Origin of the sequence: Achromobacter sp. Bel (assembly GCF_012928505.1) — a bacterium.
Classification (GTDB): Bacteria; Pseudomonadota; Gammaproteobacteria; order Burkholderiales; family Burkholderiaceae_B; genus Achromobacter.
Map to the genome: position 1 here is coordinate 1 of NZ_JABBJN010000056.1, position 19,449 is coordinate 19,449.

Here is a 19,449-nt window from a genome sequence, read left to right on the forward strand (position 1 = left end):
CGGTCGTCGTGGCGGCCGGGCCGCGCACGCCGTTCGGCGACGATGACGCGCAGGCGCTGCGCGGCTGGACGGCCGCGGGCGGCAAGACCCTGCTGTTGCTGGAGCCCGATGCGCCCCATGGCCTGGACGCGCTGCTGGGCGACTTCGGTATCGCCCGCCCGCCGGGGGCGCTTGCGGATCCGGGCAGCCACTACCGCAATGATCCGGGCAGCCCTGCCGTCAGCGACTACACGCGGCACAAGATGACACGCGGCCTGCCCCTGAGCTTCTTTCCCGGCGCGGCGGGCTTGGAGCCCGCTGGCGACAGCCTGCCCAAGGGCGTCGTCGTGACCCCCTTGGCGCAGACGTCCAGCCAAGCGCATCTGCCGGGGCAACCTGCGTCGCGCTACACCCTGATGGCGCTGGCGACACGCAACGCGCAGGCAGCCAGCGCGGACGGGGCCGCGCACCCGACCTTGTTGGTGGCGGGCGACAGCGACTTTGCCACCAACCGGCATTTCGCCACGCTGGGCAACGGCGCGCTGTTCACCAGCGCGGTGACGCTGCTGGCGGGCCAGGATGCGCTGCTGACCATCCGGCCGCGCCACTACGAAGGCCGCCGTGTCGAACTCACCAACCGGCAGATGCGCACGGTGTTCTGGACCAGCACCGTCGCCTTGCCCCTGCTGGCGTTGATGACCGGACTGTTGCTGTGGTGGAGGCGCCGGTGATGGCGGCACGCGCCCTGTGGCCGCTATTGCTGGCGGCCGGCGTGGGCTTGTCGGCCTGGCAATGGCGCGAGGCGGCCGAGGGGCCGGCCGGCCACGGCGGCCACACGCATCTGCACGACGACGCCGGAAAACCGGCACGCCTGTATTCATGGGATGCCGCGCAAGCCGCGCAAGTGACGTTGGCCACGGCCGCCGCGTCGGTCACGCTGGTCCGCGGCGGACAAGGTTGGGCAGCCACGCCCGGGGGGCGCGCCGACGGCTTCGATGCGGTGCAGTTCCTGGCCTTGTTCTCGCAGGCCCGCAGCGACCGTGTGCTGGTGCCCCATGCCGATGAATCGTATGGATTGAATCCGCCCCAATTGTGGATCGACATCCGCGACGCCGCCGGCCAGCGCCTCGCCCATATGGCGGTGGGGGCGCTGGCGCCGGATGGCTTAGGCCGTTATGTGCAATTGCCGGGCGAAGCGCACATCCGCATCATCCCCGACTACCAGACGCGCACGCCGATGGCGGCAATGCTGCAGGAAAACCCGAATGCGGAAACCCCCTAGCGGACCGCCACTCTATCGCTTGTGAAGCCCGGCTTGCACAAAGATAAATAGGCGCTGAAAAGGGCCATCCCTATACTTCGTTTCCATTATCGGACGGGTACCATCGGGCGCCTTCACCGGCCGGCGGCCCGTCCACATAAGCGCCTTCCGGCCCGCTTCGCATCGCATCGAAGGCGGGTACGGCAAGGTCCATAACGAGACAGGGACGCGCCAGGCGCGTCCAGGGCGACATGCCCGTACCGCCGTGCAGGGGATCCACGTTGCCGCGGCAACGCATCCACCGGTGCGGCAGGTGCTTAGCGTATTGGGAGAAGACGCTTGACCTTGGATCTATTGCCTCTCGCCTTGGTGGACGGCGTGGCGTACGCCAGTCTGCTGTTCCTGGTGTCGATGGGGTTAACCCTGGTGTTCGGTGTGATGGGCATCCTGAACGTCGCCCACGGCGCCTTCTACGCATTCGGCGGTTACGCCGCGGCCAGCCTGGTCATGTTCCTGGCGCCCAAAACCGACTCCCCTTTCCTGCTGTTTGCGGCGCTGTTCGTGGCGGCCATCGCCGTCGGCCTGGCGCTGGGCAGCATCATGGAATTCGTGCTGATCCGCCGCGCCCAGAATTACGACCCCATTCTCAAGCTGCTGATCACCTTCGGCGGCTTCCTGATGCTGGAAGACATCCAGCGCCTGCTGTGGGGCGCGCAGCCCTACAGCGCCAGCGAAGTCGTCAACCGGTTGGGCAATATCGAAATCGGCGACATCACCTACACGACCTACCAACTGGTGGTAGTGCCGGTGACGGCGGTGTTGGCCTACGTGTGCCTGGAGTTCTTCCTGCGCCACACCAAGCTGGGCAAGCAGACGGTGGCGACCACGCACAACCGTGAGGTCGCGACATCACTGGGCATCAACGCCAAGAAGATCGGTTACGTCACCTTTGTGATCGCCACCATCCTGGGCGCCCTGGGCGGCGCGCTGGCGGCGCCCACCACGTCGCTGGTGCCGGGCGCCGGCACGGACATGACGGTGCTGTCGTTCGCCGTGGTGGCCACCGCCGGCCTGGGCCAGATCACGGGCGCTCTGATCGCCGCGCTGCTGATCGGCATCATCCGCGCCATTGCTGTCTACGCCGCGCCTGAACTGGAAGTGGCGGTGCCGTACATCATTATGGTGCTGGTGCTGATCATCCGGCCGCATGGCCTGTTCACGGTCGCCCAGGCGCGGAGGATCTGATGAAAGTCGCCGTACTCAGCCTCGTGGCCGCGCTGGCCACGCTATTCCTGGGCTATACCTATTCCTGGACCATCACGCCGATCGTCATCGGCCTGACCTACGCCATCGCCGCGCTGGGCGTGTCGGTGATGGCCCGCGCCGGACAGATTTCGTTCGGCCACGCAATGTATTCCTGCATCTCGGCCTATACCGTGGCCTTCCTGGCGCGCGCCATGCCGGGCACCGACGCGCTGGTGCTGATCCTGGCGGGCGTCGTCGCCAGCTTCGCTTCGGCCGTCGTGATCGGCCTGTTCGTGGTTCGCTATCGCGGCATCTTCTTCGGCATGCTGAACCTGGCGCTGAGCATGGTGCTGTTCGCGCTGCTGGGCAAGCTCTACACCTTGACGGGCGGTTCGGACGGCCTGCGCATCGTGCGTCCGTCCATGGCCGGCGTGCTGATGGAGCGCGAATCGTTCGAACGCGCGCTACTGGTGCTGACGCTGGTGCTGTCGATGGCGCTGGCTTGGTGGGTGCAGCGTTACTTCCGGTCGGGCAGCGGGCAGGCCCTGTCGGCCATCAAGACAAACGAGACGCGCATCGAATACCTGGGGTTTTCCGCGTACTTCATCATGTGGAAGGGCTATCTGCTGTCGGCCGTGGTGGTGGGCTTCTCGGGCGCCATCCTGGCCTTGATGCAGGGCCTGGTCACACCGGAAATCGGATCGTGGCTGCGCTCAGGCGAATTCGTGTTCATCACCATCCTGGGCGGCGCCGGCCATGCGGCGGGCGCATTCCTGGGGGCAGTGGGCTTCGAAACGGTCAAGCTGGTGTCTGCCGCGTACTTTCCCGGTCTGTGGCAGTTCCTGCTGGGCTTGACGCTGATCCTGGTGATTTTCATGTTCCCCACCGGGTTCGTCGGCCAGATCATGAAGCGCGCCGCGATCCGCAAACGCGACCTGGCCCGTGCCCAGGCCCGCGCGGGCGCCACCATGGCGGCGCGGGTCCAGGCCAGCGCGCAAGCATCGGCGAGGAACTGAAGATGAAACCCCTCATTCAAACCACCGGCCTGTACCTGGCCTTCGGCGGCGTCGTCGCGGCCGACAACATCGATTTCGAATTGCACGAAGGCGAACGGCTGGCCGTGATCGGGCAGAACGGCGCCGGCAAGACCACGTTCATCAACATCTGCACGGGCTACCTGGCGCCGTCCAAGGGCAAGGTGTATTTCGATGGGCGCGACGTCACGGCGATGGCGCCGCGCAAGATCGTGCGGCTGGGGTTGGGGCGGTCGTTCCAGCTGCCGCAGTTGTTCACCGAACACACGGTGCGCCAGTGCGTGCAGATTGCAGCCGCGCGGCGCAACAAGGAACTCAGCTGGTTCCGGTCGCTGGAAAGCACCATCGACGACAAGGAAGTGGACGCCACGCTGGATCTGGTGGGTCTGCTGCCCGAGGCCGACGAAGCCTCCATCGAACTGCCGGAAGGCAAGCGCAAGCTGCTGGACGTAGCGATGGCGCTGGCGCTGCAGCCCAAGCTGCTCATCATGGACGAGCCGACCAGCGGGGTCGCGTCCGAAGACAAATTTGCGTTGATGGAAACCGTGATGCACGCACTGGACGAACGCCGCGTGACAAGCTGGTTCGTCGAACACGATGTGGACATCGTGTCGCGCTATGCCACGCGGGTGGCGGCCTGGATCGCGGGCAAGGTGGCCGCCGACGGCACGCCCGACGAGGTCTTGAACAACCCGCAGATCAAAAGCGAAGTGCTGGGGGCCTGAATCATGTTGAATCTATCGGCCATTAACGTCGACCTGGCGGGCAACCGCATCTTGCGCGACGTCAGCGCCAGCTTTGAACCGTCCAAGACCATCGGCATCGTGGGCCGCAACGGCGCAGGCAAGACGACGCTGCTGCGCACCATCATGGGTCTGACTCGGATCAAGTCCGGCAAGATCGCCTTCGACGGCACGGACCTGACCACCTTGCCCGGGCACAAGCGCGCGGCCTTGAAGGTGGGCTACGCGCCAGAAGACCGCGTGATCTTCCCGACCATGACGGTCGAAGAAAACCTGAATCTGCCGTGCGAGGTGCAAGGCCAATCCAAGGCCGAGATCGCCGCGCGCATCGCCACGGTACTGAAGGTGGTGCCGCAGCTTGCACCCATGCTGGGCCGGTCCGGTTCCGCGCTGTCGGGCGGCCAGGGAAAGATGGTGGCGTTGGCGCGCGCCATCATGGTTGGCACCCGTCTCTTGATGTTGGACGAGCCTTTCCAGGGCCTGGCCCCGAAGCTGGCGCGCGACTACACCGAAGCGCTGGCGCGGTTGAAGGAATTGCAGCCCGACCTATGCGTGGTGATCACCGAGTCCAACGTGAAGTTGCTTGGCGAGATCCCTGACCAGATATGGACGATCGAGCGCGGCTCGATCACCTTGAATTGAATACCCGGAGACTTTCCATGACGCAGATGATTATCGACGGCCGCCAGGCCGATGCCGCAGACGGACGCACCATCGATGTGGTGTCGCCGGTGGACGGCAAAGTGTTCACCACCATCCCGCGCGGCCAGCAAGCCGATGTCGATGCCGCCGTGAAGGCCGCGCGCGCCGCGCTGGATGGAGGTTGGGGCAACATGACGGCGCTGGAACGCGGCCGGCTGCTGCTGCGCCTGGGCGAATCCGTGCTGGCGCATCACGAAGAATTGTCCCAGCTGGAATCTCGCGACACCGGCAAGCCGATGTCTACGGCGCGTGCCGACATTACCGTGCTGGCGCGCTATTTCGAGTTCTACGGCGGCGCGGCCGACAAGGTACACGGCCAGACCATCCCGTTCCAGAAGGACTATTCGGTCCAGCTGATCCGTGAACCGCTGGGCGTCACTGCCCACATCATCCCGTGGAACTACCCCGCGCAGATGTTCGGCCGTAGCGTCGCCCCGGCATTGGCCATGGGCAATGCCGCCGTGGTCAAGCCGGCCGAAGACGCCTGCCTGTCGATCGTCCGCGTGGCCGAGCTGGCGCTGGAAGTGGGCTTCCCCGCCGGCGCGCTGAACATCGTGACGGGTCTGGGCGAAGAGGCGGGCGCGAGCCTGTCGCGCCATCCCGACATCAACTTCATTACCTTCACGGGATCGAACGAGGTCGGCGTGCTGATCCAGCAGGCCGCCGCTGTCAATGCGGTCAAGTGCGTGCTGGAACTGGGCGGCAAGTCCGCTCATATCGTGTTCGACGATGCCCGTTACAAGCTGGCCATCCCCGCCATCGTGAAAGGCATCGTCCACAACGCGGGCCAGACCTGCACCGCCGGCAGCCGCCTGCTGGTGCAAAAAGGCATCTACGCCGATTTCATGAAAGCGCTGGCGGAAGAATTCTCGAAAGTCCGTGCCGGCACGCCGGACATGGACCTGACCTGCGGCCCGGTGGTCAACAAGGCGCAGTTCGACCGCGTCAACCGCTATATCGCCAAGGGCTTGGCCGACGGCCTGAAAGTGGCGGCTGAAGGCGCTATCGCCGACGGCGTGCCGGCGGGCGGTTACTTCGTCAAACCGACCTTGTTCAGCGCTCCATCGCATGACAGCACGCTGCTGACCGAAGAGATCTTCGGGCCCGTGCTGGTGGCGCTGCCGTTCGACACCGAGGCCGATGCCATCCGGTTGGCGAACGCCACCGACTACGGCCTGCTGGGCGCGGTCTGGACGGAGAATGGCGGACGCCAGCAGCGGGTTGCGCGCGGCATCAAGTGCGGCCAGGTCTACATCAACGGTTTCGGCGCGGGCGGCGGCGTGGAACTGCCGTTCGGCGGCGTCAAGAAAAGCGGCCACGGACGCGAGAAGGGCTTCATCGCCCTGGAAGAAATGAGCACGACCAAAACGTTGATCCAATTCTACGGCGAATGATCGCCACGCTATCCGGAGACAAGTCATGAGTCAGTTGCAAGGCAAGGTCGCCATCGTCACGGGCGGCGGCAGCGGGTTCGGCGAAGGCATCGTCAAGCTGTACGTCAAGGAAGGGGCGAAGGTCGTCATCGCCGACATCAACAAGGAAGCCGCCGACCGCGTGGCGGCTGAAGTCGGCGCCGCTGCGCTGGCCGTGAAGGCCGACGTGTCCAGCCGCGCCGACATCGACAACGTGGTGCGCATCTGCCAAGAGACATTTGGCTCGGTCGACATCGTCGTCAACAACGCCGCCATCACCCACAAGAACCAGCCGATGCTGGATGTGGACGAGGCCATGTTTGACCGCATGTTCGACATCAACGTGAAGTCGATCTACCACATGGCCCAGGCAGTCGTGCCGGTGATGCGCAAGCAAAAGCGCGGCGTGATCCTGAACGTGGGCTCGACGGCCGGCATCCGTCCGCGCCCGGGGCTCAGTTGGTACAACGCGTCCAAAGGCGCGGTCAACGTGCTGTCGAAGTCCATGGCGGTGGAACTGGGTCCCGACGGCATCCGTGTCAACGCCATCTGCCCGGTGATGGGCATCACCGGCATGTTCGAACTGTTCATGGGCTTGCCCGACACGCCCGAGAACCGCGCCAAGTTCGTTTCCACCATTCCGCTGGGCCGCTTTTGCCAGCCGTCGGACGTGGCGGCGGCAGCGTTGTTCCTGGCCAGCGATGCGGCGGAGTTCATCACCGGCGTGGAATTCCCCGTGGACGGCGGCCGTACCGTCTGATCGTTTTCGACAGGCCCCGCACAGACCGGGGCGTCTTCTCTCTACCGTGGGTGTCAGGCGCATGAAAATCAAAGCGGCGTTGTTGCGTAACGTAGGGGTGGCAGGCCCCTACGCCCAGACCCGGCCATTGAGCATCACCGAGATCGAACTGGACCCGCCCGGCACGGGCGAGGTGCTGGTGAAGATCAAGGCGGCGGGGCTGTGCCATTCGGACTTGTCGGTAATCAACGGCGACCGTCCGCGCGGCGTGCCCATCGTGCTGGGCCACGAATCGTCCGGCGAGGTCGTTGAAACCGGCCCCGGCGTCACGGACCTGAAACCAGGCGACCACGTGGCCATGGTGTTCGTGCCCAGCTGCGGCTGCTGCAACCCCTGCATGGAAGGCCGGCCCGCGCTGTGCGAACCGGGCGCTGCCGCCAACACCCAAGGCACCCTGCTGGGGGGCGACCGCCGCCTGCACATCGGCGACGAATACATCAACCACCATACCGGCGTGTCCTGCTTCGCGGAATACGCCGTGGTGTCGCGCCGGTCCTGCGTGAAGGTCAATGTCGAACTCAGCCATCGCGAAGCCGCGCTCTTCGGTTGCGCCGTGCTGACCGGCGCGGGCGCGGTGCTGAACCGCGCGCGCATCAAGGCCGGCGACACCGCCGCCATCGTGGGCTTGGGCGGCGTGGGGCTAAGCGCCTTGCTGGCGGCCGTGGCTGCTGGCGCGCGCCGCGTGGTCGCCGTCGACCTCAGCGAGGAAAAGCTGGCGCTGGCCAAGGAGCTGGGCGCCACCCACACCGTCAACCCCAAGCAGGTCAAAACGGACGACGACCTCTTCGATCTGGCCGGCGGCCGCGTGGACTACGGCTTCGACATGGCCGGTGCCGTGCCCGCCTTCGAGACGGCCTACAAACTGACTCGCCGCGGCGGCGCCACCGTCACGTCGGGCCTGCCCAACCCCAAATTCAGCTTCCCCTTGTCGCTGTCGCAGATGGTGGGCGAAGAGCGCGACATCCGTGGCAGCTATCTGGGGTCAGGCGTGCCCGCCATCGACATTAGCCGCTACATCGACCTGTACAAGGCTGGCCAGTTGCCGGTGGACCGGATGATGGGCAAATCGTTTTCGCTGGACCAGATCAACGAGGGGTTCGATCACCTCGCTACCGGCGGCAGCCTGCGCGACGCCATCGTTTTCTAAGGGCATAGACCCGACTACAACACTGGAGACAAGACCATGAAAACCTCAAGACTGGCTGCCCTTCTGGGCGCTACCCTGCTGTCGGGCTTCACGGCGCTGGCCAGCGCCGCCGACAAGCCGAAGGAACTGAACATCGGCATTTCGACGTTCCTGTCGGGGTCCGCATCGGTGTTCGGCGTGCCGGCCCGCGACGCCGCCGAGATCCTGATCCAGGACATCAACGCCGCCGGCGGCATCGACGGCGTCAAGCTTGTTCCCAGCTACATCGACGAAGGCGGCGGCGGCGAGAAACTGCTGTCGGAGTACCGCCGCCTGGCCGAAGGCGGCACGCGCGTCATGCTGTCGGCCATCTCCAGCGGCCACTGCAACATCGTCGCGCCCGTGGCCGAAGACCTGAAGGTGCTGAACGTGCTGTGGGACTGCGGCACGGAGAAGGCGCTGGAAGGCAAGAAGTACAAGTACGTCGTCCGCACCCAGGCCAACGCCACCACCGAAATGGTTGCCCAGGTCCTGTACCTGATGAAGGTCAAGCCCGACTTCAAGACCATCGCCATCGTCAACCAGGACTACGCCTGGGGCCGCGATTCGCGCGACATCTTCCTGGCCGCACTGAAGAAATTCAAGCCGGACGTCAAGGTCGTGGCCGAGATGTTCCCCAAGTTCGGCGCCGCGGACTTCTCCACCGAGATCAGCCGCCTGCAAGCGTTGCGCCCGGACGTCATCGTATCCACGTCGTGGGGCGGCGACCTGGACAACTTCGTGCGCCAGGCATCCCAGCGCAACCTGTTCAAGAACTCCACGTTTGTGCTGTCGCTGGCGGAAAGCTCGCTGGAACGCCTGGGCAACGCCTTGCCTGAAGGCGTGTACGTGGGCGCCCGCGGCGACCACTATTTCCTGCATCCGGAAACCAAGGACGATCCGCAACACCAGGCCTTCGTGAAGAAATTCCATGACAAGACCGGCGCCTACCCGATCTACTCGGTCTATCACATGGTGCAAGCCATCCAGGGCCTGAAAGCCGGCTACGAAAAGGCCATCAAGGACAACGGCGGCGCCTGGCCCAGCCCGGAACAAGTGGCTGCCGCCATGCATGACGTGACCTTCAAGGGCTACGGCCGCGAAGTCAAAATGCACCGCGCCGACGGCCAGGGCCTGGAAGCGCAACTGTTCGGCGTGACAAAAAAGAGCGACAAGTACCCGTTCAAGGTGCTGGCCGACATCACCATCGTCCCGGCTGAGCTGGTCACCCCGGGCGTGGAGGACACGTCGATGGCATGGATCGAAAAGAGCCTGACCCCGGACGTGCTGAAAAGCGACCAGATCAAGGTGTTTGCGAACTGATCAATCGGTGTTGTGTGTGCAGGGACGTCCCCGGCGAGCAATCGCCGGGGTTTTTTTGTCTTAAATAATCTCAAACCGCACGTCCACGTTGTCCTTGATCGCGCGCGAATACGGACACATCTGATGCGCGGCTTCCACCAGCGCCTGCTTCTCCTCCCCGCTCAGCCCCGGCAGCGACACCGCCAGCACGACCCCTAACGCGAAGTTCGCTCCGCTGTCGATCTTGCCCAGTGAGGCGCTGGCGTCAATTGCCACGTCCTTCGGCACGGCGATGCCATTCGCAGCGCCCGCGCGTTTCATGGCTCCCATGAAGCAGGCGGAGTACCCCACGGCAAATAGCTGTTCGGGATTCGTGCCGGGCTTTCCGGATCCGGGCGGACTCAGGAGCACGTCCAGCGCGCCGTCGCTGCTGCGGCCCGTGCCGTCGCGGCCGCTGGTGGTGTGGGTGTGGGCGGTGTAGAGGACTTCTTCAAGTTGCTTGGCCATGATGGCTCCCGGTGATGCCGCGGTTGGCGGCGGGTTGAAATGGTGCCTGCATTGCAACAAGCGCCTGTATCCGACTTGTGTCGCGTGGATGGCGATACGCATTGCCGTGTATCGCCGGGGCAAGTGGATACGCTGCGGTACAAAACCCGGAACCCGGAACCCGGAACGCTGCAACCAGACCCCGGCACCCATCCCCAGCCCCATTACCCAATCCCCCCTGCTGGAACCTCGACGCCGTTTACAGTATGTTCCCCCGCTTGCGCGGCATTCAGCCGCATCGCCACACATCCCAAAGGACACCATGAAACGCCTCGCCATCCTCGGCGCGCTGCACGAAGAAATCGCCGACCTGTTGGCGGCGATGGACCCGGGCGCGACGATTCGCCGTATCGCCATGCGCGATTTCCATGTGGGCACGTTGTGGGGCACGCCGTGCGTCATCGCGCTTAGTCGTATCGGTAAGGTGGCGGCGGCTGCCACGGCGTCTATCGTCATTCGGGAGTTCAAGGTGTCGAAGGTGATCTTCACCGGGTTGGCGGGCGGCCTGCATGCGGATGTGGACGTGGGCGACGTGGTGGTGGCCAATACTTTGATGCAGCACGACATGGACGCCCGGCCGCTGTTCGGCCAGCACGAGATCCCCTTGCTGGGCCGGGTGCAGTTCGGGTCAGATGCGGCCCTGAGCAAACTGCTGCACGACAGTGCCCAGGACTTCGTGCAACGCCAAGCCCCCGCAGGCGATACCGCGGGTGCCACGTTTTCCCAGCCCAAGGTCCATGCGGGATTGATCGCGACCGGCGACGTGTTTGTCTGCCACAACGATGAGGCCCAGGCGCTGCGCAAGCGCCTGCCCGATGCGCTATGCGTCGAGATGGAGGGCGCGGCGATGGCGCAGGTTTGCTATGAGTTCGGCATTCCGTTTGCGGTGATGCGCGTGATCTCGGACCGCGCGGACCATGCCGCCAAGACCGACTTCACGGCGTTTCTGGAGAATGTGGCGCGGGTCTACACGGCCGGTATTCTGGCGCCGCTCTTGAAGTCGGGCGCGCTGTCAGCCGCCTGATACGCAATAGGCGGCGCGGTACAACGCCCCTAGGTGGCGCTCGATCTTGTTGTGGTTAGCGATGGAGCCTTCCACGATTTTCTCCCCGGGGCAGGGCGGCGCTAGCGGGCGATGCGCAATTCAACGGATAAGCCGCCGCCGTCGCGGGGGCCCAGGATCAGCTTGGCGCCCAGCACCTCCGCCAATTGCTGTGCAATGGCCAGGCCCAGCCCGGTACCGCCCGTGTCGCGGTTGCGTGAGCTTTCCAGGCGATAGAAGGGCTGCAGCACCGCGTCCAGTTCATGCGCCGGAATACCAGGCCCCCGGTCCAATACGAAGATCGACACGGGCCCACTTTCAGCAGCGTCGACGCGGACCTCTGCCGCGCCCGCGAACTTCAGGGCGTTGTCGATCAGATTGCCCAGGACGCGTCGCAATGCGTGCGGGCGGGTCGACACCAGGCCGGCATTGTCGCCCGACAGGCTGACCGCCTTGCCCGTGTCTTGGTAGTCATAGACCAGGCTTTCCAGGAACGCGGCAAGCTCCACGCGCACGGGCGTTTCCACCTTGCCGTGGGCGCTGCGGGCGTAGTCGATGCCTTCGCGCACCAGGCGCTCCACTTCGTTCAGGTCTTGCGCCAGCTTGTCGCGGTCGACGGAGGCGTCCATGAATTCCGTACGCAGCTTCATGCGGGTGATCGGCGTTTGCAGGTCGTGCGAGATGGCGCCCAGTATCTGCATGCGTTCGGCCACGTGGGCGGCGATGCGCGTTTGCATGGCATTGAAGGCGACTGCGGCGTGGGCCACCTCGGCGGGGCCATGTTCGCTAAGCAGGGGACTCTTGGCGTTGGGATCCAGTGCTTCGGCGGCGCGCGCCAGTCGCGTCAACGGACGCACTGCCAGGCGCACGGCCAGCCAGGCGCAGCCGATCAACAGCAGCAGTTGCACCGCCAGCACGACGCCCAGCCATGGCGCGGGGCGCATTGACGACAGATGGATGTCCAGGATCACGGGCTGCCCATCGGACAAGACGACGCGCGCCTGGATATGGCGGGGGTCGTCCGCCATGGCCCGTATGGTCGCGGGGCGGGCGGTGCCCAGCGCTGCCTGGATGGACTGCGCGGCACTGCGGGCGGCATCCAGTGCAAGCGGTTGGTCCGCCTCGCCGTTGCCCAGCCGGTATTCGCGATTGCCGCTGGACAGGCGGGGCAGCCAGGCGGGGCGTTCGGTTGCGGGCAGGCGGTCCAGGATGTCCATGGCGATGGCGACGTCGCGTTCCAGGTCGCCCAGCATCATGGTTTTGGTGGTGCTGTAGCGCTCATAGAACAATGAGGCGAACGACAGCCCATACGCCAGCAGCAGGCCGGTCAGGAAGATCAGGAACAGGCGCGCGACCAGGGTGCCGGGCCAGGCGAAGCGGCGCGGGGCGGTGGGGCTCACTGATCGGATTCCGAAACGTCCACTGCCGCCGAAAACACGTAGCCTTCGCTGCGCACGGTCTTGATGTACTGGGGCTCGCGCGCGTCTTCGCGCAGGCGCTGGCGCAGGCGGCTGACCAGCAGGTCGATGGACCGGCCGAAGAAGTCGGCGTCGCGCCCTTGCGTCAGGTTCAGTAGCTGGTCGCGGTTCAGGACGCGTTGCGGATGGTCCAGGAAGACGCGCAGCAGGCGGTACTCGGCGCCACTGAGCGAGACGATGGTGCCCGCCGCGTCCAGCAGGTGGCGTGCGGTGGTATCCAGGCGCCAGTCGCCGAATGCGATCTCGCGGCCCGGTTCCGTGACCTGGAAGTTGGGCGGCAGCATGCGCGTGCGGCGCAAGATCGCCTTGATGCGGGCCAGCAGTTCGCGGGCCACGAAGGGTTTGACGAGGTAGTCGTCAGCCCCCATTTCCAGGCCAAGGACACGGTCCATGTCGTCGCTGCGCGCCGTCAGCAGCAGGATGGGGATGCGGCGGTGCTTGCCGCTGCGCAACTCGCGGCACAGTACCAGGCCGTCGTCGCCGGGCATCATGATATCCAGCACGATCAGGTCGACAGACAGGCTTTCCAGCAGCGACCGCATTTGCCGGCCGTCCGCCGCCAGCGTGACGGCCAGGCCGTTTTTCTTCAAGAAGTTGCCGGCCAATTCGCGTATTTCGCGATCGTCGTCGACGATCATGACGTGATCAACGTGATCCATCTGCGGATGCCTTTCTAAGGTAGGAGGACGTGCCGTTCATGATACCGGGGGCAAGGGGTCCCGGCGCGGACGGGAATCGGTGATCAACTGGCACTGGAATGGCTTGGCGGCTTCGGCGGTAAAGCCGCCGAACAGCAGCAACAGGACGGCAAGGAATCGTTTCATCGAAGGGGTTCCACAGACTGCGATGCACGGTTTATAGCGCCGCCCGAGCCGCGATGTGTGTCGTACTGTATACGCGCCGGCAACGGATACATAAGCAGGAAAAACTGCGCCAAACCGGCACAAGCCGGATACGTGCCGCGGGTGCAATGGGGCCTCTTTCCAAAGGACACCCCCATGGACCTGATCAACACCCCTATCGCCTTGCTGGCCGGCATGCTGACCATCGCGTCGCCGTGCGTGCTGCCCTTGTTGCCGGTGCTGCTTGGCACCTCGCTGGAACGTCCCGGGCGGATGCGTCCCTTGTTCGTCGTGTCCGGTTTCGTGCTGGCGTTCGCCGGGCTGGGCATCGCGCTCAGCCTGCTGTCGAACCTGAATGAATCGGTGCATGAAGCGGTGCGGTCTACCTCGGTCGCGTTGCTGGCGCTGTTTGGGCTGGTGCGCATCTGGCCGCAACCCTATGACCGCCTGATCGCCCGCTTTGGCGGCCCGTTGCAGCAGCTGGCATTCAGCGCCGGCGGGGCCGGCAGCGGGAATGCCGGCGGCTTTCTGTTGGGGCTGTCGCTGGGCGCCGTGTGGACGCCTTGCGCGGGTCCGGTGCTGGCGTCGATCCTGGTGCTGGCCGCCAAGGCGCAGGACCTGACGCAATCCAGCACCTTGCTGCTGGTGTTCGCCATCGGGGCAGGTATTCCCATGTTGGCGATCGCCTACGGCGGCCAGGCCATCGCGGCCCGGGTACGCGGGCTGTCGCGATACACCCATCGCCTGCAACAGGGCTTTGGCGTGCTGCTGATCCTGACCGCGGGCGCCATCTATTTCCAGTACGACATTCTGGCCTACGCCTGGATCAGCAATCTTTTCAACTGACCGTTATCCACTGACCCGGAGGAGTCCGACCATGTTCGCTTGCCTAAAGAAGATCGCGCTTGGCGCGTTGATTGCCACGTCGTTGGCCGCATCCGTCATGCCGGGTGTCGCGCAGGCGGCCACCCCGCCAGTGCCCGCGCCGGAATTCACCGGCATCGAAAACTGGCTCAACAGCCCGCCGCTGACCCTGGCGTCGCAGCGCGGCAAGGTCGTGCTGGTGGATTTTTGGACCTACACCTGCATCAACTGCATCCGCACGCTGCCGTACGTCACGAGTTGGCATCAGAAGTACCAAGACCAGGGCCTGGTCGTGGTAGGCGTGCATACGCCGGAGTTTCCCTTCGAACGCTCGACCGCCAATGTCCAGAAGGCGCTGGAACGCTTCAAGATCACGTACCCGGTGGCACAGGACAACCGCTATGCCACCTGGGAGGCCTATCGCAACCAGTATTGGCCCGCGGTCTACCTGATCGACAAGCAAGGGCGGATCGCCTATCGCCATTTCGGGGAAGGCAACTATGCCGAAACCGAGGCGGAGATCCAGCGCTTGCTGGCGCAGCCAGGCTAGGCGGCTGCGTCTGAGCGGGCGGGTTAGCGGCCGGTTTCCGGGTAATTGGGCCCGGCGTCATGGAAGCCGCCGCTGCTGTAGGGATTGACGGCGCCGGGATGGGGCGGGCCGCCATTGCCGGCGGCGCAGCCGCCCAGCAGCAGAACGGTGGCCAACAGGGCGATCAGAGGCATCAACGGGGATTTCATGGTGGTCTCCTGCGGCTGCCCCTCAGCAGGCGCGTAGCGTGCAGCGTGTGGGGCGATTATAGGGCGGCATCCGCCCGCCAGAACTTCCGTTTGGTGCGCGGTGAATCGCAGCGCTGCCGGTACGCCCGCACCGCGGGCGAGTCCGCCGCTTGAAAGTAGGGATGGGGATACCGGGCTTCTTGCATCGCGTCATGCAGGCGCCGGCCCCAGACGCACTGCGCCTGGGCCTCGTCCCACAGCCGCGCGGCTTGTTCCGGCTGGCCGTGGCGCCACAACGTCAGCCCATAATCGGCCACGATTTCTTCGTTGTGCGGAATGCCGCGGTACGACTCGCGCAGCAGGCGCAGGCCTTCATCGGTGTCGCCCCGCAGCGCCAGGATCCAGCCCAGCGTGCCCTGGTTGTAGGGATTGGGGCCGACGCGGTGGATGGACTCACGCACCTGTGCTTCGGCCTGTGGCAGATAGTCTTGGAAGTCCGCCAGGTAGTAGGCGATTTCGTTGGAAAAGTCAGACTCGTCTGCCCGCGGCGCCCGCCCGCGCTTGGTCTGGCGGTATTGCAGCGCCCGGGCGTCGGCCAGGGCAAGGTCGGGCATGGCCAGCAGGCGCTCCAGGTTCAGGCGGTTTTCCAGCAGGGCCTTGTCCGGGCGCTTGAGCGATTCCGGAAAGCGCCACTGGCGGGCACGCTGCACCCAGTGGCGGGCCTGCTCCTCGTGGCCGGCCATCAGCAGCAGGTGGGCCAGGTCCAGCTGTTGCTGCGGCGTGCCCGCGCAGCGCATGGCGCCGATCAATTGTTCCGCGCCGGCCACGTCGTCCTGGGCGAACTTGCGGTTGATGGCGTCCAGCTCTCCGAAGCACATGCGGTTATCGGTGGTCCGAGATTCGATGGACAGGGAAATCGCGGCGGCCGGCATGTTGTGGCTGAAGTAGGCCGTGCCGCCCTGGCGGGTGGTGTAGCCCAGGTCGACCCATTGCTCGCCCCAGCGTTGGCGCAGCGTCAGGATGTAGGGCCATGCGGGCAACGGTTCGTTGTCGCCGCTTGAGTTCAACTGGAAGAAATGACCCCACGGGCCGTCGCCGATGCGGCGGATCAGCGTGAAATCGCTGGCGGCGTGCGGTTGCGCGGTCCAGATCCAGGCGGTCCGTCCCTGCGCGTCGGTAACGCCGTGCAGGATGCCGTCGCCGCTGGGCGTGCCGTGGATCTTTTCGCCCTTGGCGGTCAGGAACAGGCGATACGGCGTGTTGGCGGCGGGCCTGAACGTGTCGCCGTCGTACAAGCCGAAGGTCAGGCTGCGGCCGTGGCCGCCTTCGCCGTATTCGGGCATGCCCGCCGGGGGCGACGCCGTGCGGGCAGAGGATTTGACCGGGGGAGGCGTGTCGGCGGCGAGCGCGGCGGGCGGCATCAGCCATAGCGCGGCGGCGAGCACGAGCGCGGTAATCGGGGTGTGCTGCAAGGACATCATAGGGACTGCAAGGGGGGGCCGCGAGGTTGGCGTGGCCGGATTGTGCACGACAACGCGCGCCACGGCGAATCCGGACGCGCGGCATGGGGGGCAGCCCCCGGGGCAATCGAGTCAGCTCGGGGCGGGGCAGGCGCGCGGGCGCTTAGCCGCCATGCTCCAGCCGGTAGAACTGCTGGCTGGCGATCAGTGTGGCGCCGCAGGACGTCTTCATGCCTTCCAGGGCCGTGCGCCGGTCGGAACTGACGCCCGGCGTGCCTTCGACAATGACGTGCTGGCCCGCGCACATCGGGCAGGTGACGCGATCGCCCAGCCGCGCCATGGGCTGGCCGAAGATCATCACGCTCTCGTCGCCGGTGACGACGACCCCGCCATGCGAGGTGCGGTCGCCTTTGCGTATCACGGATCGCTCTGCCATGGCTGTGTGGAACTCCGGATGTTGGTAAAGAGTGCTTACAGGTATGTGCCGTCCGGCGCCATCCTGGGGGTGCCAATCACGAAGGTGCCGTCGGGCGCCATGCGGACCGGACCCTCGCCGCCCAGGTAGCGGCCATTGGGGGCGCGCTGCGGTTTGCCGGCCACATAGGAGCCGTCGGGGGCGCGCGTGATGGGGCCGCCGTCGCCAACGTAGGTGCCGTCGGGGCAGCGTCGCGGCGTGCCGTTGATGAAGTGACCGTCAGGCATCTGGTGGAAGGATTTGTTCATCGCGTTTCCTTGCTTGCGGGAACAAGAATGATATCCAGGGTGCGTGATGCGCTTTGTAATAGGACGTGTCATCTTCGAACGTAAGCGGGTTACAGATATGGGATGATCGGGCCTCTTTCGGGCGGTCTCACCCGCAAGCCGGGCGGCCGCGATCTTGCCATTCAACAAGACCAATATGAGCGATATCGACACATTGCTGGAGCCCATCCCGGGCGATGCGCCTTGTGGCGCCGACATGGTGTTCTCGGCCGAGTTCGACGCCATCCGCGAAGCCCGCCGCCAGGACGATCCGCATCTGGACCAGGGCGATTGGATCATCGACATCAAAGAGGCCGACTGGCCGCTCGTGATCCGCGTCTGCACCGAGGTGCTGCGCGACCGCAGCAAGGACGTGCGCGTGGCGGCCTGGCTGGCCGAGGCGTGGGCCAAGACACGCGGCTTTGCGGGTTTGCGCGATGGCTACCTGCTGCTGGACGGCCTGTGCCGCCGCTACTGGGACGGGTTGCATCCCGTGCCTGAGGACGGCGACGTGCACCAGCGGGTGGGGAACCTGGCCTGGTTGCTGTCGCGCACGCAGCAACTGATCCGCGAATTGCCGCTGACCCAATCCGAAGGTGGCCGCTTTGGCGCCGCGATTTGGGAGAGCGCGGCGCAATTGGCCAATGCGGTCAAGCGCACGCCGCAGCACGCGGCCGACCTGACGCGCGGCAAAGTCACCATGGACCAGTTCGACGCCGCGCGCCGCGATACGCCGCCGGCCTTCTATTCCGAGCTGGAAGCCAATCTGCAAAGCTGCTTTGCCGCGGTCGACGTGCTGGAACGGACGCTGGCCGAATACCTGGGCGACGAGGGGCCGGCGTTTTCACCGGTGCGCGATGCGTTGAAGGACGTGACCGCGCTGGTGCACCGTTTTGCCCGCGAGGCCGGTCTGCTGGTGCGCGCCGACCTGGCGCCAGCCGCGCCCGCTGCGACCGCGACGGGGATCGCGCCCGCCGCCACTCGACTGGAGCCTTCCTTGTCCGCCGCCGATACGTCGCCCGAATCCACTGCCCTCGCCGCGCCCGGCCGAGGTCCGCTGCAAACGCGCGACCAGGCGCTGGCGCAGTTGCGTGAAGTCGCTGAGTTCTTCCGCCGTACCGAGCCCCACAGCCCGGTGGCCTATCTGGCCGACAAGGCGGCCAGCTGGGGCGAGATGTCGTTGCACCTGTGGCTGCGTACCGTCGTCAAGAACGGCGAGGCGCTGTCCGGCCTGGAAGAGCTTCTGGGCGTGCCAAAGCCGTCCGACAACAACGGCTGACGGCGGCAGGGCCCCGCCCAGGCCGGCGGGGCCGCCGGGCGCTAGCGGCTGGCCCGGAATTCGATGCGGCGGTTCTTGGCGCGGCCTTCCGCCGTGGCGTTCGTCGCCACCGGCTGGTCAGGCCCCGCGCCCAGCGTTTCGAAACGCGCGGGCGGCAAACCCTTGTCCACCAGATAAGCCCTGACCGCGTCCGCGCGCGCCTGGCTCAGGGCCAGATTGGTGCTGCGGCTGCCGGAACTGTCGGTGTGCCCGATGATCTGCACTTTTTCGCTATGCAGCTTGGGCACCACGTCGGCCACCAGGTCCAGCAATTCGCGCCCGCGCGCGGTCAGCGTGGTGCTGCCCGTTTCGAATTCCACGACGCGGTTGGTCAGTACCTTGTCCAGCAGGCCCTGTTCGTCCTTGCTGGCGGACACGCGCAACCCATTGACGATCTTGTACGTGGGGTTCAGCGAGGTCGCGAAGGTGCTGGCGATCTGCTGGCGGGACGCTTCGTTCTGGACTTCGCCGCGCAGGCGGATCTGCGTGCCGTCGATTTCCAGCTGGCCGCGGTTGATCTGCTTCAAGGGCGGCCCGATCAGTTTGCCCACGTGCTCGGACCAATTGGGTGGCGCCACGACGCCGCCCACGTCGATCTGGTCAATCACATTGCCCACGCCATAGACCTGCTGCAGCCGCGCCAGCACGTCTGCCTTGGTGGCTTCGTCGGGCACGGAGCCGCTGGCGACCACCTGGCCGGGCTGCGGGACGACGTTGGCGGGAACGACCGTTGCGCCGTCCTGGGCCGCCGCGGCGCATGAGAACAGCGCCGCCATGATCAGGAGAGAGACACGCATGG

The 19,449-nt window shown here is 65.8% G+C and carries 22 protein-coding genes and 1 pseudogene; 14 read left to right on the plus strand and 9 right to left on the minus strand.

The features are described 5' to 3' along the window. The 10 genes and pseudogenes from HG262_RS25425 to HG262_RS25470 form a co-directional block, all read left to right on the plus strand. Positions 1–710, plus strand: a pseudogene (locus tag HG262_RS25425) (ABC transporter); the annotation flags it as partial. Further along, positions 710–1,261, plus strand: a complete 552-nt coding sequence (locus HG262_RS25430) for an electron transporter SenC (protein WP_211187771.1) — start codon at positions 710–712, stop codon at positions 1,259–1,261. The pseudogene HG262_RS25425 and the gene HG262_RS25430, both read left to right, overlap by 1 nt. Before the next feature lie 318 nt (positions 1,262–1,579). Then, positions 1,580–2,485, plus strand: coding sequence for a branched-chain amino acid ABC transporter permease (locus HG262_RS25435; RefSeq protein ID WP_169273660.1), 906 nt, complete (start codon positions 1,580–1,582; stop codon positions 2,483–2,485). Then, positions 2,485–3,501, plus strand: coding sequence for a branched-chain amino acid ABC transporter permease (locus HG262_RS25440; protein ID WP_169273661.1), 1,017 nt, complete (start codon positions 2,485–2,487; stop codon positions 3,499–3,501). The genes HG262_RS25435 and HG262_RS25440 overlap by 1 nt, the downstream gene beginning before the upstream one ends. Before the next feature lie 2 nt (positions 3,502–3,503). Then, the gene (locus HG262_RS25445; protein ID WP_169273662.1) at positions 3,504–4,244 is read left to right on the plus strand and encodes an ABC transporter ATP-binding protein; all 741 of its coding nucleotides are present in this window, start codon (positions 3,504–3,506) and stop codon (positions 4,242–4,244) included. 3 nt (positions 4,245–4,247) lie between these two features. Further along, positions 4,248–4,904 (plus strand): ATP-binding cassette domain-containing protein, encoded by a 657-nt coding sequence (locus tag HG262_RS25450; RefSeq protein WP_169273663.1) that lies wholly within the window; start codon positions 4,248–4,250, stop codon positions 4,902–4,904. A 17-nt stretch (positions 4,905–4,921) separates the two neighbouring features. Continuing rightward, entirely contained in the window at positions 4,922–6,358 is a 1,437-nt protein-coding gene (locus HG262_RS25455) for an aldehyde dehydrogenase family protein (RefSeq protein WP_169273664.1), read from the plus strand. A 25-nt stretch (positions 6,359–6,383) separates the two neighbouring features. Next, positions 6,384–7,136 (plus strand): glucose 1-dehydrogenase, encoded by a 753-nt coding sequence (locus HG262_RS25460; RefSeq protein WP_169273665.1) that lies wholly within the window; start codon positions 6,384–6,386, stop codon positions 7,134–7,136. Between the two features lie 61 nt (positions 7,137–7,197). Then, the gene (locus tag HG262_RS25465; protein ID WP_169273666.1) at positions 7,198–8,322 is read left to right on the plus strand and encodes a zinc-dependent alcohol dehydrogenase family protein; all 1,125 of its coding nucleotides are present in this window, start codon (positions 7,198–7,200) and stop codon (positions 8,320–8,322) included. Between the two features lie 36 nt (positions 8,323–8,358). Next, complete coding sequence (locus HG262_RS25470) at positions 8,359–9,663, plus strand: ABC transporter substrate-binding protein (RefSeq protein ID WP_169273667.1); 1,305 nt, start codon at positions 8,359–8,361, stop codon at positions 9,661–9,663. Between the two features lie 60 nt (positions 9,664–9,723). Here the strand turns inward: HG262_RS25470 and HG262_RS25475 are convergent, their stop codons facing one another. Beyond that, positions 9,724–10,149 (minus strand): organic hydroperoxide resistance protein, encoded by a 426-nt coding sequence (locus HG262_RS25475; RefSeq protein ID WP_169273668.1) that lies wholly within the window; start codon positions 10,147–10,149, stop codon positions 9,724–9,726. A 301-nt stretch (positions 10,150–10,450) separates the two neighbouring features. On the opposite strand from HG262_RS25475, the gene HG262_RS25480 reads away from it, so the two are divergent. Continuing rightward, positions 10,451–11,212 (plus strand): 5'-methylthioadenosine/adenosylhomocysteine nucleosidase, encoded by a 762-nt coding sequence (locus HG262_RS25480; RefSeq protein WP_169273669.1) that lies wholly within the window; start codon positions 10,451–10,453, stop codon positions 11,210–11,212. Between the two features lie 101 nt (positions 11,213–11,313). Here the strand turns inward: HG262_RS25480 and HG262_RS25485 are convergent, their stop codons facing one another. The 3 genes from HG262_RS25485 to HG262_RS31150 are packed head-to-tail and all read right to left on the minus strand — an operon-like array spanning position 11,314 to position 13,532. Next, positions 11,314–12,630, minus strand: a complete 1,317-nt coding sequence (locus HG262_RS25485; RefSeq protein WP_169273670.1) for a HAMP domain-containing sensor histidine kinase — start codon at positions 12,628–12,630, stop codon at positions 11,314–11,316. Continuing rightward, entirely contained in the window at positions 12,627–13,367 is a 741-nt protein-coding gene (locus HG262_RS25490) for a response regulator (RefSeq protein ID WP_169273671.1), read from the minus strand. Before HG262_RS25490 ends, HG262_RS25485 begins: the two co-directional genes overlap by 4 nt. A gap of 36 nt (positions 13,368–13,403) precedes the next feature. Next, entirely contained in the window at positions 13,404–13,532 is a 129-nt protein-coding gene (locus tag HG262_RS31150; RefSeq protein ID WP_282437049.1) for a hypothetical protein, read from the minus strand. Between the two features lie 174 nt (positions 13,533–13,706). Between HG262_RS31150 and HG262_RS25495 the strand changes: the two genes are divergently transcribed. Both HG262_RS25495 and HG262_RS25500 read left to right on the plus strand, forming a co-directional pair. Then, positions 13,707–14,396, plus strand: coding sequence for a cytochrome c biogenesis protein CcdA (locus tag HG262_RS25495; protein ID WP_169273672.1), 690 nt, complete (start codon positions 13,707–13,709; stop codon positions 14,394–14,396). Positions 14,397–14,493: 97 nt separating this feature from the next. Next, positions 14,494–14,964, plus strand: a complete 471-nt coding sequence (locus HG262_RS25500) for a thioredoxin family protein (protein ID WP_248293499.1) — start codon at positions 14,494–14,496, stop codon at positions 14,962–14,964. 23 nt (positions 14,965–14,987) lie between these two features. On the opposite strand, the gene HG262_RS25505 is transcribed toward HG262_RS25500, so the two are convergent. From HG262_RS25505 to HG262_RS25520, 4 genes are all read right to left on the minus strand, one after another. Further along, entirely contained in the window at positions 14,988–15,152 is a 165-nt protein-coding gene (locus HG262_RS25505; protein WP_169273674.1) for a hypothetical protein, read from the minus strand. Positions 15,153–15,208: 56 nt separating this feature from the next. After that, on the minus strand, positions 15,209–16,612 hold the full coding sequence (locus HG262_RS25510) for a hypothetical protein (protein ID WP_169273675.1): 1,404 nt from the start codon (positions 16,610–16,612) through the stop codon (positions 15,209–15,211). 142 nt (positions 16,613–16,754) lie between these two features. Then, positions 16,755–17,027 (minus strand): PAAR domain-containing protein, encoded by a 273-nt coding sequence (locus tag HG262_RS25515; RefSeq protein ID WP_169273676.1) that lies wholly within the window; start codon positions 17,025–17,027, stop codon positions 16,755–16,757. 35 nt (positions 17,028–17,062) lie between these two features. Beyond that, complete coding sequence (locus HG262_RS25520; protein ID WP_169273677.1) at positions 17,063–17,314, minus strand: hypothetical protein; 252 nt, start codon at positions 17,312–17,314, stop codon at positions 17,063–17,065. Between the two features lie 175 nt (positions 17,315–17,489). Between HG262_RS25520 and tssA the strand changes: the two genes are divergently transcribed. Then, the gene (tssA, locus tag HG262_RS25525; protein ID WP_169273678.1) at positions 17,490–18,611 is read left to right on the plus strand and encodes a type VI secretion system protein TssA; all 1,122 of its coding nucleotides are present in this window, start codon (positions 17,490–17,492) and stop codon (positions 18,609–18,611) included. Positions 18,612–18,652: 41 nt separating this feature from the next. Here the strand turns inward: tssA and HG262_RS25530 are convergent, their stop codons facing one another. Beyond that, a complete protein-coding gene (locus HG262_RS25530; RefSeq protein WP_105557032.1) occupies positions 18,653–19,447 on the minus strand; it encodes an OmpA family protein in 795 nt (264 codons plus the stop codon). Positions 19,448–19,449: the final 2 nt, after the last annotated feature.

Coding starts and splice junctions, on each gene's coding strand:
- HG262_RS25475 (WP_169273668.1), bottom strand. CDS start 10,149: ATGGCCAAGCAACTTGAAGAAGTCCTCTACACCGCCCACACCCACACC.
- HG262_RS31150 (WP_282437049.1), bottom strand. CDS start 13,532: ATGAAACGATTCCTTGCCGTCCTGTTGCTGCTGTTCGGCGGCTTTACC.
- HG262_RS25520 (WP_169273677.1), bottom strand. CDS start 17,314: ATGAACAAATCCTTCCACCAGATGCCTGACGGTCACTTCATCAACGGC.
- HG262_RS25490 (WP_169273671.1), bottom strand. CDS start 13,367: ATGGATCACGTTGATCACGTCATGATCGTCGACGACGATCGCGAAATA.
- HG262_RS25440 (WP_169273661.1), top strand. CDS start 2,485: ATGAAAGTCGCCGTACTCAGCCTCGTGGCCGCGCTGGCCACGCTATTC.
- HG262_RS25445 (WP_169273662.1), top strand. CDS start 3,504: ATGAAACCCCTCATTCAAACCACCGGCCTGTACCTGGCCTTCGGCGGC.
- HG262_RS25505 (WP_169273674.1), bottom strand. CDS start 15,152: ATGAAATCCCCGTTGATGCCTCTGATCGCCCTGTTGGCCACCGTTCTG.
- HG262_RS25450 (WP_169273663.1), top strand. CDS start 4,248: ATGTTGAATCTATCGGCCATTAACGTCGACCTGGCGGGCAACCGCATC.
- HG262_RS25470 (WP_169273667.1), top strand. CDS start 8,359: ATGAAAACCTCAAGACTGGCTGCCCTTCTGGGCGCTACCCTGCTGTCG.
- HG262_RS25515 (WP_169273676.1), bottom strand. CDS start 17,027: ATGGCAGAGCGATCCGTGATACGCAAAGGCGACCGCACCTCGCATGGC.
- HG262_RS25430 (WP_211187771.1), top strand. CDS start 710: ATGGCGGCACGCGCCCTGTGGCCGCTATTGCTGGCGGCCGGCGTGGGC.
- HG262_RS25460 (WP_169273665.1), top strand. CDS start 6,384: ATGAGTCAGTTGCAAGGCAAGGTCGCCATCGTCACGGGCGGCGGCAGC.
- HG262_RS25495 (WP_169273672.1), top strand. CDS start 13,707: ATGGACCTGATCAACACCCCTATCGCCTTGCTGGCCGGCATGCTGACC.
- HG262_RS25530 (WP_105557032.1), bottom strand. CDS start 19,447: ATGCGTGTCTCTCTCCTGATCATGGCGGCGCTGTTCTCATGCGCCGCG.
- HG262_RS25465 (WP_169273666.1), top strand. CDS start 7,198: ATGAAAATCAAAGCGGCGTTGTTGCGTAACGTAGGGGTGGCAGGCCCC.
- HG262_RS25510 (WP_169273675.1), bottom strand. CDS start 16,612: ATGATGTCCTTGCAGCACACCCCGATTACCGCGCTCGTGCTCGCCGCC.
- HG262_RS25500 (WP_248293499.1), top strand. CDS start 14,494: ATGCCGGGTGTCGCGCAGGCGGCCACCCCGCCAGTGCCCGCGCCGGAA.
- tssA (WP_169273678.1), top strand. CDS start 17,490: ATGAGCGATATCGACACATTGCTGGAGCCCATCCCGGGCGATGCGCCT.
- HG262_RS25480 (WP_169273669.1), top strand. CDS start 10,451: ATGAAACGCCTCGCCATCCTCGGCGCGCTGCACGAAGAAATCGCCGAC.
- HG262_RS25455 (WP_169273664.1), top strand. CDS start 4,922: ATGACGCAGATGATTATCGACGGCCGCCAGGCCGATGCCGCAGACGGA.